The sequence below is a fragment of the Caballeronia mineralivorans PML1(12) genome (assembly GCF_001028175.1).
Taxonomy (GTDB): Bacteria; Pseudomonadota; Gammaproteobacteria; order Burkholderiales; family Burkholderiaceae; genus Caballeronia; species Caballeronia mineralivorans.
Genome location: NZ_AEJF01000190.1, coordinates 13,679 through 26,284 on the forward strand (window position 1 = coordinate 13,679; position 12,606 = coordinate 26,284).

General features: G+C 61.6%; 15 protein-coding genes. 3 read left to right on the top strand and 12 right to left on the bottom strand.

Translation table 11 applies throughout. The annotated features are described in order from the left end of the window. Window position 1: 1 nt before the first annotated feature. The 12 genes from EOS_RS32570 to upp form a co-directional block, all read right to left on the bottom strand. The gene (locus EOS_RS32570; RefSeq protein WP_047896328.1) at window positions 2-310 is read right to left on the bottom strand and encodes a hypothetical protein; all 309 of its coding nucleotides are present in this window, start codon (window positions 308-310) and stop codon (window positions 2-4) included. Window positions 311-543: 233 nt separating this feature from the next. Further along, window positions 544-756, bottom strand: coding sequence for a hypothetical protein (locus tag EOS_RS32580; protein ID WP_047896330.1), 213 nt, complete (start codon window positions 754-756; stop codon window positions 544-546). 2 nt (window positions 757-758) lie between these two features. Then, complete coding sequence (locus EOS_RS32585) at window positions 759-1,085, bottom strand: hypothetical protein (protein ID WP_047896331.1); 327 nt, start codon at window positions 1,083-1,085, stop codon at window positions 759-761. Between the two features lie 230 nt (window positions 1,086-1,315). Next, window positions 1,316-2,785, bottom strand: a complete 1,470-nt coding sequence (gene rng, locus EOS_RS32590) for a ribonuclease G (RefSeq protein ID WP_047896332.1) — start codon at window positions 2,783-2,785, stop codon at window positions 1,316-1,318. 7 nt (window positions 2,786-2,792) lie between these two features. Further along, entirely contained in the window at window positions 2,793-3,413 is a 621-nt protein-coding gene (locus tag EOS_RS32595) for a Maf family protein (RefSeq protein ID WP_047896333.1), read from the bottom strand. 68 nt (window positions 3,414-3,481) lie between these two features. Next, window positions 3,482-3,952 carry a 23S rRNA (pseudouridine(1915)-N(3))-methyltransferase RlmH gene (gene rlmH / locus EOS_RS32600; protein WP_047896334.1) on the bottom strand — a complete coding sequence of 157 codons (471 nt, stop codon included), beginning with the start codon at window positions 3,950-3,952 and terminating at the stop codon, window positions 3,482-3,484. A 67-nt stretch (window positions 3,953-4,019) separates the two neighbouring features. Next, window positions 4,020-4,460, bottom strand: coding sequence for a ribosome silencing factor (gene rsfS / locus EOS_RS32605; RefSeq protein WP_047896335.1), 441 nt, complete (start codon window positions 4,458-4,460; stop codon window positions 4,020-4,022). Between the two features lie 4 nt (window positions 4,461-4,464). Beyond that, a complete protein-coding gene (locus tag EOS_RS32610) occupies window positions 4,465-5,190 on the bottom strand; it encodes a nicotinate-nucleotide adenylyltransferase (protein ID WP_075645425.1) in 726 nt (241 codons plus the stop codon). A gap of 24 nt (window positions 5,191-5,214) precedes the next feature. Then, window positions 5,215-6,138, bottom strand: a complete 924-nt coding sequence (hemF, locus tag EOS_RS32615) for an oxygen-dependent coproporphyrinogen oxidase (protein WP_047896337.1) — start codon at window positions 6,136-6,138, stop codon at window positions 5,215-5,217. A gap of 198 nt (window positions 6,139-6,336) precedes the next feature. After that, a complete protein-coding gene (gene purD / locus EOS_RS32620; protein ID WP_047896338.1) occupies window positions 6,337-7,626 on the bottom strand; it encodes a phosphoribosylamine--glycine ligase in 1,290 nt (429 codons plus the stop codon). Between the two features lie 559 nt (window positions 7,627-8,185). After that, window positions 8,186-8,914 carry a YebC/PmpR family DNA-binding transcriptional regulator gene (locus EOS_RS32625; protein WP_047896339.1) on the bottom strand — a complete coding sequence of 243 codons (729 nt, stop codon included), beginning with the start codon at window positions 8,912-8,914 and terminating at the stop codon, window positions 8,186-8,188. 407 nt (window positions 8,915-9,321) lie between these two features. Next, complete coding sequence (gene upp / locus EOS_RS32630) at window positions 9,322-9,975, bottom strand: uracil phosphoribosyltransferase (RefSeq protein WP_047896340.1); 654 nt, start codon at window positions 9,973-9,975, stop codon at window positions 9,322-9,324. 356 nt (window positions 9,976-10,331) lie between these two features. Between upp and EOS_RS32635 the strand changes: the two genes are divergently transcribed. The 3 genes from EOS_RS32635 to EOS_RS32645 are packed head-to-tail and all read left to right on the top strand — an operon-like array spanning window position 10,332 to window position 12,567. Further along, on the top strand, window positions 10,332-11,111 hold the full coding sequence (locus tag EOS_RS32635; protein ID WP_047896341.1) for an SDR family oxidoreductase: 780 nt from the start codon (window positions 10,332-10,334) through the stop codon (window positions 11,109-11,111). A gap of 37 nt (window positions 11,112-11,148) precedes the next feature. Further along, window positions 11,149-11,535, top strand: coding sequence for a methylglyoxal synthase (locus EOS_RS32640; RefSeq protein WP_047896342.1), 387 nt, complete (start codon window positions 11,149-11,151; stop codon window positions 11,533-11,535). A 57-nt stretch (window positions 11,536-11,592) separates the two neighbouring features. Continuing rightward, the gene (locus EOS_RS32645; RefSeq protein ID WP_047896343.1) at window positions 11,593-12,567 is read left to right on the top strand and encodes a quinone oxidoreductase family protein; all 975 of its coding nucleotides are present in this window, start codon (window positions 11,593-11,595) and stop codon (window positions 12,565-12,567) included. Window positions 12,568-12,606 lie beyond the last annotated feature (39 nt).

Genomic DNA, 12,606 nt, shown 5'->3' on the forward strand with positions numbered 1-12,606 from the left:
TTTATGCGAGCCCGCCATCCTTCACCCCTACATCAGCGCGATAATCCACTGCTTCAGTTGAAGCCTTTTTGGGAAGCAATTTACGAGAGTTGCGGACGATCGCTCCCGGCATGGCTTGACGATCGAACGATCTGATGTCGATCGAATATCGCCTTGCTCTTCTTGCTGAGGTCGCTTCGGTCCCTTTTTCCCGAATGATCTGGGTTGAATTCAGGCGGAAGATCGCGTGGACAGCGACGATGGCGAGACCAAGAATGGATAGTAAATACGTAACGAGCGGACCGATCATCGCCCCCAAAATTGCACTCATAGAGTCCTTTCGTTAGTGTCGAACGATAGGTTGAAGATCAGCTTTGGCAGGGCCTCCACCTTTGGCCCCGTTGCGACGGGCGGCTTCTGCCTTGCTTGTGCTGCGGACGCGCCCGCGCGCTGCGGCGACGGCCCGCCTGGCAAGATCCACCGGAATCAGGCGGGCGATCAGGCCGGGGATGCTGATTGCAGCGATGTCGCTTTCACCGAACACGAGCCCATCCCCTCCCGGAGTCACGTAAGCCCGTGCCAGCTACGCGGCAAATCTTTCAGGGCGGGCACCTCTTTCGTATGGATGCGCAGTGTTAGCCCATTGCTGTACGCCAACTCCAATACCCGAGCACTGGCAATGTACCGGGCGGATACTGCATGAGGCTCCGCTAGTGCCTGACGTCCACGCGCCAGCGCTTGCGTATAGTCATCCCGCGAAATTTTTTTGGCTGCCATGATCAGACCTCCTCTAGCCATTCAGTCGTGACGGATGTTCCCCAATTCACGCGTGCTTGCACGCCTTGTCCAGGGACATAGATGCCGCTGCTTTTGACCGCGGTGCCAGTTCTGACGCTGCCGGCAGGTAGTAGCAACACCTTCTTCGTGCGGCGTTGCTTCTGCACGGGAGCATTATCCAGACAGACTGTTTGTTGAATCTGCCACCAGGATGCTCGGCACGTCAGGCGATTGCTGTGAATCTGCTTCGCCAATCGGTTCAGTGCGGTCAGTGTCGGCGCGTTGCGCAGGGGTTTGACATCCCGCAGCGAGACATCATCCGTCACCATAGAGAACTCCAAGCGTGCAGTCTATGCATCTCCCTTGCTCGCGCCGCGCTAGCCCCGTATAGCCGTTCCTAGCAGTTCCCCTCGGATTGCGTACGCTCGGGTAACGCCGAAAAAAGGCGCGCTGCCATCGGCGGGTACCTCGGCCCAAATGGGTACCTAGATGGGTACCCGTTCAGGTTTTTTGGTCCAGTGGATCAGCGTAAATCCTTATTGGGCAAGGATCCGGCGATTTACATCAAAACAATATCGTATTGCTCCTGGCTCAGATTCGACTCCACCTGCAGCGAAACCGGCTTCCCGATAAAGTCCATCAGCATGGCCAGATGCTGCGACTCTTCCTCGAGAAACAAATCAATCACCTGCTGCGACGCCACCACGCGAAACTCGCGTGGATTGAACTGCCGCGACTCACGCATGATCTCGCGCAGCACGTCGTAACACACGGTCCGCGGTGTCTTCACCTGACCTTTGCCATCGCAAGTTGGACACGGCTCGCACAACACATGCGCGAGCGATTCACGCGTGCGTTTGCGCGTCATCTCAACCAGGCCCAACTGCGAAAACCCGTTCACCGTCACCCGTGTCCGATCCCGCGACAACGCTTTCTTCAACTCGCCAAGCACTTGATCGCGATGCTCGACGTTTTCCATATCGATGAAATCGATAATGATGATCCCGCCAAGATTTCTCAACCGCAGTTGCCGTGCAATCGTGTGAGCCGCTTCGAGATTGGTTTTAAAGATCGTGTCGTCGAAATTACGGGCACCTACATAACCGCCGGTGTTCACGTCGATGGTCGTCATTGCCTCGGTCTGGTCGATCATCAGATAACCGCCCGACTTCAAATCGACCCGGCGTGACAACGCGCGCTGAATCTCGGCTTCGATGTTGTACAGGTCGTAAAGCGGCCGCTCGCCCGCATAGTGATGCACCCGGGAAGCCACAGCCGGCGTGAACTCGATCGCGAAGTCGGCCAGCATCTGATACGTCTCGCGCGAATCGACTTGAATGCGCGAGGTTTCATCATTCACGAAATCGCGCAACACGCGCTGCGCGAGATTGAGATCCTGATGCAGCAGTGAGGTCGGCGCTACACGCTGCGCCTGCGCGACGATCGTTGCCCACGTCTTGCGCAAATACGCGACATCGGCGGCGAGCTCTTCACTCGTTGCATCTTCAGCAATCGTCCGAACGATATACCCGCCTTTCTCATCCACAGGCAGCACAGCCGTCAACCGTGCCCGTATGGCCTCGCGCTCGGCCTCGCTGGCGATCTTCTGCGAGATCCCGATATGCGGTTCCTGCGGCAGATAAACCAGCGTGCGCCCAGCGATGCTGACCTGAGTGGAAAGCCGCGCGCCCTTGGTGCCGATAGGATCCTTCACCACCTGCACCATCAGCGCCTGGCCTTCGAACACGATCTTCTCGATCGGCGTGTGCGGCGTGTTCGCATGCGTTTCGCCGGCTATGCGCGGATGCCAGATATCAGCCACATGCAAGAACGCAGCGCGCTCAAGCCCGATATCGATAAAGGCCGACTGCATGCCCGGCAGTACGCGCACGACCTTGCCGAGATACACATTGCCCACCCGTCCGCGCGACAACGTGCGCTCGACGTGAAGCTCTTGCACCGCGCCTTGCTGAACGAGGGCAACGCGGGTTTCCTGCGGTGTGACGTTGATCAGGATTTCTTCGTTCATGGACGGTTTAGAAGTCGACGCGCGCCACGCGCAGGAGTGCTGCTGTTTCGAAAAGAGGCAGGCCCATGATACCCGAATAGGACCCGTCGATCCGTTCGATAAACGCCGCCGCTCGTCCCTGAACGCCATATGCACCGGCCTTTCCGAGGGGTTCGCCGGTAGCGGCGTAACGCTGCAGTGCAGCACGCTCGACAGTGGCGAAGCGCACGAGCGAACGCGATAGAACAGGGGCGAGCAGAACACCGTCTGCATCGACCACGGCGAGTGCGGTCAGGACCTCGTGATCGCGTCCGGATAGTCGTTCGAGCATCGCGACGGCATGGTCTGCGTCGTCAGGTTTGCCCATGATCGCGCCGTCGAGGGTGACGGTCGTATCGGCGACCAGGATAGGTGCTGGACGATGCTCTCCCTTCACCCGGCGAGCATGCGCCGCTTGGGCTTTCGCCGCGCAAACACGCAGAACGTAGGCGTCGGGCGCTTCGCCGGGAAGCTCGGCTTCGAGCGCTTCGGCGTCTTCATCGGGTCGGGGCAGCAGCAACTCGAAGCACACGCCGAGTTGCTGCAACAGTTCTTGCCGTCGAGGACTTTGCGACGCGAGATAAACAAAGGGGAAGCTAGGCGATGGCATGTTCGCGGATCTCGAAGGTCACGCGCAGGCTAGCCAGGCGCGCTCCTTCAACGCCTCCGTGCCACGCCTCACGCGCGATGATAGGGATGGTTCTGCGTGATGCTCCACGCGCGATAAAGCTGTTCGGCCAGCAGCACCCGGACCATGCCGTGCGGCAGCGTGAGACTTGAAACACGCAGCAGGACTTCGGCGCGTGCCTTGACTTGCGGGTCGAGACCATCGGCCCCGCCAATCACGAACGCCACATCGCGGCCTTCCTGCTGCCAGTCTGGCAATGCGCCTGCGAGTTGCATCGTGGTCCAGTCGCGGCCGCGTTCGTCGAGCGCGACAAGCCGCGCATTCTTCGGTAGCGCCGCTTCGATCCGCAGGCGTTCGGCGGCCATCACGCTCTCGGCGTTACGTCCCGATGAGCGTTGCTCGGGCTTGATCTCGCGCAACTCGATGCGCAACTCGGGCGGCATGCGTTTCGCATACTCGTCGAAGCCGGTCGCGATCCAGTCGGGCATCTTGTGGCCGACCGCAAGGATATGAAGTTTCATGGCGACATGCGTGGCACGACGCGTCCACTTCTAAAAATAAAGCGGGACGTTTCGCGTCGAACCGGCGTCAGCGGCGCGTGGTCTTGCGAGCCGGTTTGGCGGCTGGCTCGTCGTCTTCGTCGTCGTCCGACACGGTCACCCGGGCGCCGCCGAAGCCGCCTGAGCTTTGCAGCTTCACGCGGACCGGTTTGTCGCCCCAGACTTCTTCGAGGTTGTAGTACTGGCGCAGTGCAGGTTGCAGGATGTGGACGACCGCGTCGCCGCAATCGACCAGCACCCACTCGCCGACCTCTTCGCCTTCGGTGCTGATGACGTCGCCGCCCAGCTCCTTGACCTTGTCGCGCACGCTGTTCGCGAGCGCCTTGGTCTGACGATTCGACGTCCCGCTCGCGACGATCACGCGGTCGAAGAGGGCGGTCAGGTGGGTGGTGTTGAACACCTTGATGTCCTGCGCCTTGACGTCTTCGAGACCGTCGATGATCGCGCGTTGAAGCTTTTGAATTTCCATATTTTTACCGATGGTACAAGTGGTGTTGAACAATATAGTCCCATACGGCGGACGGTACATGACTCTCGGCGTCGATTTCACCCGCCGCGTGCGCCCGCAGGCGCTCTCCCAACTGCTCGCGAATTTCGGTCGCCGACACTTCGAGCGTCAGCGCGGAATCAATCAGCAGATGGCCATGTGACGTGGATTGCAGTACCTCAGCCGGGGCGCTGCGCGCTGTAATTTCGGCAGCTACGGCGGGGGAAACCGTCGAGACGTCGAACCCCGCGCGGGTTTCCACGCACACATGCGCAAATTCGAACAGGCGTTTCCAGTCGCGCCACGAGTCCAGATGCACGAGCTGATCGGCGCCGATCAAAAGCGACAGTGATGCGTCCGCGCCTTCCCGCGCGCGCCAGCGAGTCAGCGTTTCCACGGTATACGTCGGGCCGTCGTGATCGATTTCATCGGTGGCGACGGTGACTTGCAGGCCTTCGATATGCAGCGAATCCGCCGCCGCGCGGGTCATGGCAAGCCGGTGATGCGCCGCGGTGACATCCTTTTTCTGCCACGGCTGGCCCGCCGGCAGCAGCACGAGCTCGGTCAGGTCGAGCAACTCGGCGAAACGGCGCGCGAGCGCCAGGTGAGCGTCGTGAATCGGGTCGAACGTGCCGCCCAGCAAGCCGACGCGTCGAGCGCAAGGAGGGTTCGGTTTCAGTGGACGATCCTCTTCGGGGACAGATTGCAACAGGTGCAGCGGTCAGGTCTCATTGTGTTATACCCACTCTCGCGCGACGAGAAAGTCGGAGTAAAGCCGCGCTTCGGGCGTGCCCGGTGCGGGTTGCCAGTTATAGCGCCACGTCACGGCAGGCGGCATCGACATCAGGATGGATTCCGTGCGGCCGCCGCTTTGCAGCCCGAACAGCGTGCCCCGGTCGAAGACCAGGTTGAATTCCACGTATCGGCCGCGCCGGTAGGTCTGGAATTCCCGCTGCGCTTCGCCATAAGGCGCGTTGCGACGGCGTTCGATGATCGGCAAGTACGCGGCCAGGAAGCTGTCGCCGACGCTGCGCATCATTGCAAACGATTCGTCGAAACCGGGTTCCGAGAAGTCGTCAAAGAAAATCCCGCCGATACCGCGCGGTTCGTTGCGATGCTTGAGATAAAAATACTCGTCGCACCATTTCTTGAAACGCGGATACAGATCCGCGCCGAAGGGCGCCAGCGCGTCCCGGCAGACGCCGTGAAAATGGCGCGCGTCGTCCTCGTAGCCGTAATAGGGCGTGAGGTCCATGCCGCCGCCGAACCAGAACAGCGGCGGCTCGCCGGCTTTCGTCGCGATCAACAGGCGCACGTTCATGTGCACGGTAGGGCAGTGCGGATTGCGCGGATGCATGACGAGCGAGACGCCCATTGCCTCGAAACCGCGCCCGGCCAGTTGCGGACGCGCGGCACTCGCCGATGCCGGCAGGGCATCGCCGGCCACATCCGAGAAACCGATGCCGCCCCGTTCGAAAAACTGGCCGCCTTCGAGAATCCGCGTGCTGCCGCCGCCGCGCAACCGCTCTTCGGGGCCGCGCTGCCAGGAATCGATGGAAAATTCGGTGCCATCGAACGCGCCAAGCGTCTGCGCGATCTGCTTTTGCAAACCGGTCAGATAAGTTCGGACAGCTTGTACGTCGTAGGTTGGAGCGGTCATCGTGTGCTGCTTTGCGGCTTGTGGGAAAAGGGGTGCGCGGGGTGGGTTAGCCTTGGGCTAGTTCAAAGTTGCGTGGCCCAAAGCACGTTCCCTCTAAAACGCACTGCCGGACGCGAAGGTCCGGCAGTGCGTTGCTCAATTTGCTGCGTTGCGGCGTTTCCGGCGACGCTTTCTGGCGATGTTTCCAGCGGTTTTGGATCAGCTCAGCCGATCCGCCGCTTTACGATTCAACGCGCGATAACCGATGTCCCGCCGATACTGCATGCCGTCGAACGCGATTTGATTGATCGTATCGTAGACGACCGATTGCGCGCCGCGCACCGAATCCGACAACCCCACCACGCACAATACACGTCCGCCCGATGTGCTGAGCTTGCCGTTTTCCAGCGTGGTGCCTGCATGGAATGTCACGGCTTCCGGCGTTTCCGGCGGAATGCCGTTGATCCGGTCGCCCTTGCGCGGCGTGTCCGGATAGTTGTGCGCGGCCAGCACGACGCCGAGCGCCGTGCGCCGGTCCCATTCAATTTCCGCCGTCGCCAGCGTCCCGGCGATGGCCAGTTCAACCACCTTCGAGAAATCGCCCTTCAGGCGCGCCATGATCGGCTGCGTTTCCGGATCGCCCATGCGGCAATTGAATTCGAGCGTTTTCGGGTTACCGTGCGCGTCGATCATCAGGCCCGCGTACAGGAAACCGGTGTAGCGGATGCCTTCCTGCTCCATGCCACGCACGGTCGGCAGGATGATTTCGCGCATCACGCGCGCGTGCAGTTGCGGCGTGACGATCGGCGCGGGCGAATAAGCGCCCATGCCGCCAGTGTTCGGACCCTTGTCACCGTCGAGCAGACGCTTGTGGTCCTGGCTCGACGCCAGCGCCAGCACGTGCTTTCCGTCCACCATCACGATAAAGCTCGCTTCCTCGCCATCCAGGAACTCTTCGATCACCACGCGCGCGCCGGCGTCGCCCAGTTTGTTGTCGGCGAGCATGGAGTCGACGGCCGCGTGCGCTTCTTCCAGCGTCGTTGCCACGACCACGCCCTTGCCGGCCGCGAGTCCGTCAGCCTTGATGACAATGGGCGCGCCTTTCGTGTCGAGATACGCGTGGGCAGCGGCGATGTCCGTGAAGGTCTCGTATTCGGCCGTCGGAATGGCGTGGCGCTTCATGAACGCCTTCGCGAAGTCCTTCGAGCTTTCCAGCTGCGCAGCTTCCTTGGTCGGGCCGAAAATCTTCAGGCCACGCGAGCGGAACAGATTGACAATACCCGCGGCCAGCGGACCTTCGGGGCCGACCACGGTCAGCGCAATCTGCTCCTTCTCGGCGAAATCGGCGAGCGCTGCGGGATCGGTGATGTCGACATTGAGCAGACGTTCGTCCTGAGCCGTGCCGCCGTTACCCGGCGCGACATAAACCATCTGCACGCGCGGCGACTGCGCGAGTTTCCACGCGAGCGCATGTTCGCGACCGCCGGAACCGACGACGAGTAACTTCATTTAAATCCTCGAAGATCTTAAGAAATTCATGGCGGCAGCAGGGCGGACCGGTATGACATTTTGAACCGGTTCGCCGCGCCTGATCCGCGGATATTGCTTTGCTGTGCGCCGGATCTCTGCCGGACGTCTGCCGAATGCCCGCCGTGTGCATTGACGCGGGAAGCGGTTCGCGCCATCACGCGGCTGCGTCACGCAACTTCCCGGCTGCCAAACACCGCTTGCGGTTGGGTTCGACTCACTTCAACGACTATATCGAGCTCGCATCTCAGGCTCATACTCATACTCACGCTCACGCTCACGCTCACGCTCTGGCGCACATGCCTGACGCAGCTGCCTCTCACATAACGCGCGAGCCCGCGGGTTTATTCGCGCATGGCCCGCCGATATTCGCTTGCGTCCGCATCCGTGTTCCACTGCCAAAACACACGCTCAACGCTCACTCAACACATACTTAGCCCACTTCGAGTGCACATGCACCAACCGAGCCAGAAGTAGCTACCGGGCTGTACCCCAGGGGCGCTCAGCCAAGCCCGTCCGGCGCGGTTCACCCGCCCGGCGATCACTCTTCGTCGATGGTCGCGTTGGTGTAAACTTCTTGCACGTCGTCCAGATTTTCCAGCGCGTCGAGCAATTTCTGCATTTTTGCCGCGTCTTCGCCGGTGAACTCGACTTCGGTCTGCGGCTTCATGATGACTTCGGCCACTTCCGCCTTGAAACCCGCTGCTCCCAGCGCATCTTTCACCTTCTGGAAGTCGTTGGCGGGGCAAACCACTTCAATGCTGCCGTCGTCGTTCGTCACCACGTCGTCCGCGCCTGCTTCGAGCGCCGCTTCCATCAGCTTGTCCTCGGGCGTGCCGGGAGCGAACAGGAACTGGCCGACGTGATCGAACATGAACGCCACCGAGCCGTCCGTGCCCATGTTGCCGCCGAACTTCGAGAACGCATGGCGGACTTCCGCGACGGTCCGGGTACGGTTGTCCGTCATGGTGTCCACAATGATCGCCGCACCGCCGATACCGTAGCCTTCGTAGCGAATTTCTTCATACGTCGCGCCGTCGACACCGCCCACGCCGCGCTGGATCGCGCGGTTGATGTTGTCCTTGGGCATGTTGGCGTCGTAGGCCTTTTCGACGGCGAGCCGCAGGCGCGGATTCGTGTCGATCTCTCCGCCGCCCATGCGCGCCGCGACCTGAATTTCCTTGATAAGACGCGTCCAGACCTTGCCACGCTTGGCATCGGTCGCCGCTTTCTTATGCTTGATGTTGGCCCATTTTGAATGACCCGCCATACCTTTCTCCATCGCGCGCGAGCTTTTCTCGCACGCCTGTGTGTCAATGATGCCGCCCTATCCCGAAAAGGCGCTTTTCGCCGGCCGGCATTTTATGTTCGCGCTGCATGGTTGCAGGGCTCAAACGGCACGGCGTGGAGCGGCGCACGCCCTGTTTTTGCGGTTCTTCGGGGCCGGGCCGGTCGCTGATGATCGGCGAATCTGCGAATAAATCCTCCAACGACCTGGTGCTGGCCGAATGACACCAGCCGAATGACGCCAGCCAATCCCCTCAACGCACCAACCCGCACGAACCGCTCATTTGGCGGACCCGAATTTTATCATGGCGCGCCGCTTCGGCAGGCTTTGGCCTTACTCAGACGGCGCGTGCATCCGTGCGCGCCCGCCTGGTTTGCGCTTGCTGCGCGTCAGTTTTTCGTGCCGAACAGCCGGTCGCCGGCGTCGCCCAGGCCCGGCACGATATACGCGTGCTCATTCAAATGGGAGTCGAGCGAGGCCACGTACAGCTTCACGTCGGGGTGGGCGTCGGAGAAAACTTTCACGCCTTCCGGCGCCGCGACCAGCGCCACGAAAATGATGTTTTCGCCGAGCACCTTGCGCCGCTTCATCACGTCCACGGCATGGACTGCCGAATAGCCGGTCGCCACCATGGGATCGCACAGGATGAATACGCGCTCTTCCAGATCGGGGGGCAGGCGCACGAGATACTCAACCGGCCGGTGATCTTCCGCGCGATACACGCCAATATGGCCGACCCGCGCCGACGGAATCAGGTCAAGCAGCCCGTCAGACATGCCGATACCGGCCCGCAGCACCGGCACGATAGCCAGCTTCTTGCCGGCGATCACGGGTGAGTCGACGGTGACCAGCGGGGTCTCGACACGCTTCGTGGTCAGCGGGAGATTGCGCGTGATTTCGTAACCCATCAGCAGTGTGATTTCGCGCAGCAGCTCCCGGAACGTACGCGTGGACGTGTCCTTGTCCCGCATGTGCGTCAGCTTGTGCTGGATCAGCGGGTGGTTGAGGATGAAGAGATTGGGAAAGCGGCTGTCCTGTTTCATGGAATTCGCGCGGTTGCCGCGGCATTAAGTGTGGATTCGGGTAAATCGGGTTATGCGTCTGGTTCAGGCGCCGCATTGCCGGGAGGCGTGTCCGGGGCCGCAGGCGGTGCGGTCTTGCATGGCTGAGCTTAGGCAGTGACGCCAGTTTACCCAAATTAGGCGCGGCCAAAGCGGAGATTGCGGGCGATAGGCCGTCCGGTCTATTGCGCGGCCGACGTCCGATCCCTCATTCTTCTAGAATTGCATCACGCGGTCCGCATGACGGATCGCGAGCCACGATTCGACACAAGATTTCATCACCCGGCTTTTGATCGATTTCAACCGGTTTCAACGCGGGCAACCACAAAGGGACAGCAATGGACATGGGAATCAAGGGGCGCACGGCGCTCGTGTGCGCGGCCAGCAAGGGTTTGGGACGCGGTTGCGCGGAGGCGCTCGCGGCTGAGGGTGTCAACCTCGTGATCGTGGCGCGCACGGCGGGACCGCTCGAAGCCACGGCCGAGCATCTTCGTGCAAGCTTTGGCGTGAATGTGACGGCGGTAGCGTGCGACATCACCACGGCCGCAGGGCACGCCGCGGCGCTAGCCGCGTGCCCTGCGCCGGACATTCTCGTGAACAACGCCGGTGGCCCGCCGCCGGGCGATTTCCGGCAATTTACGCGCGACGACTGGATCAAGGCGCTCGATTCGAACATGCTGACGCCCATCGAACTGATCAAGCAGACGCTCGACGGCATGATCGAGCGTGGTTTTGGGCGCATCGTGAATATCACGAGTTCGTCGGTGAAGGCGCCTATCGATGTACTGGGGTTGTCGAATGGCGCGCGTTCGGGGCTGACGGGTTTTGTCGCGGGCTTGTCGCGCAAGGTCGCGGCAAGCGGCGTCACGATCAACAACCTGCTGCCGGGCTCCTTCGATACCGACCGGCTCGTCACCACGTTCCAGGCGGACGCGAAAGCGAACAACATCACGGTGGAAGAGGCCAAGAAGCGCCGCATGGGCCGGCTGCCCGCTGGCCGTTTCGGCACGCCCGAGGAGTTCGGCAAGGCGTGCGCATACCTGTGCAGCGTCCATGCGGGCTATATCACCGGGCAGAACCTGCTGATCGACGGCGGTGCTTATCCGGGCACGTATTGATTCGAATTCCATAAACATCACGACAGAGAGGCATTCGATGACCCCACGCGTTGCGTTGATCGCGCACGACATGAAGAAGGACGACATCGTGGCGCTGGCCGGCGAGTTTGCGGCCACGTTGGCGCAGTGCCGGCTGGTGGCCACCGGTACGACCGGCGCGCGAATCGCGGCGGCCCATGGGCTGGAGGTGGAGCGCAAGCTCTCCGGTCCGTTCGGCGGCGACCTGCAGATTGGCGCCGAACTGGCGGAGGGGCGTGTCGACGTGGTGATTTTCCTGCGCGACCCCATGACGCCGCAACCGCACGAACCGGATATCAACGCGCTCGTGCGCGCGTGCGACGTCCACAACGTGGCGTGTGCGACGAACCTCGCCACGGCACGCATGATTCTCGATGATCTGAAGCTACGCTTGGGCCGAGCTTAGGTCGAGTTCAGGTCGCACTGCACAGTGACCGGCTGACGCCGGCAAAAGGAGACAAGGGTGACAAAAGCAATTCGCTTCAATAAAACCGGTGGCCCGGAAGTGATGAAATGGGTGGACGTCGAAGTGGGCGAGCCGGGCAAGGGCGAGATTCGCGTGAAGCATCACGCGGTTGGCTTGAACTATATCGACGTGTACTTCCGTACCGGGCTTTATCCAATGCCGCTGCCCGGCGGCATTGGCATGGAAGCGGCGGGCGAGGTGACCGCGGTCGGTGAAGGCGTGACGGATTTTAAAGCGGGCGATCGCGTAGCCTATGCGTCGCGGCCGCCGGGCGCGTATGCCGAGGAACGGGTGATGTCGGCGCAATATGTCGTGCGCTTGCCCGACGCAATCGGGTACGAGGACGCAGCGTCGGTCATGTTGCAGGGCTTGACCGCGCAATATCTGCTGCGACGGACGTATCGCGTGAAAGCCGGCGATACGATCCTGATCCATGCGGCGGCCGGCGGCGTGGGCACGCTTGCGTGCCAGTGGGCCAAGGCGCTGGGCGCGACGGTGATCGGCACGGTTGGATCGGACGAAAAGGCCGAACTGGCGAAGGCGCACGGCTGCGATCATCCGATCGTCTATACCCGTGAGGACTTCACTAAGCGCGTGCGCGAAATCACGAACGGCGCGGGCGTGCCGGTGGTCTACGATTCGATCGGCAAGGACACGTACACGGCATCGCTCGACTGTCTCGCGCCGTTGGGCATGTTTGTGAGTTTCGGCAATACGTCGGGGCCGTTGCCGCCCATCGATTCGTCGGAGTTCGCCGGGCGCGGTTCGCTTTATTTCACGCGGCCGACGTTGTTCAGCTATATCGCCAAACGCAGCGACCTCGAGGAGATGGCGGCCGAATTGTTCAACGTGTTGAGCACGGGCCAGGTGAAAACGAGCGTGCGGCAGCGGTATCCGCTGGCTGAAGCGGCGAAAGCGCACGAGGATCTGGAAGCGCGGCGGACGACGGGATCGACTATTTTCCTGCCTTGATGGGAGAGTGAAAGGACGGGGCGGCGGGATTCGTTCGTG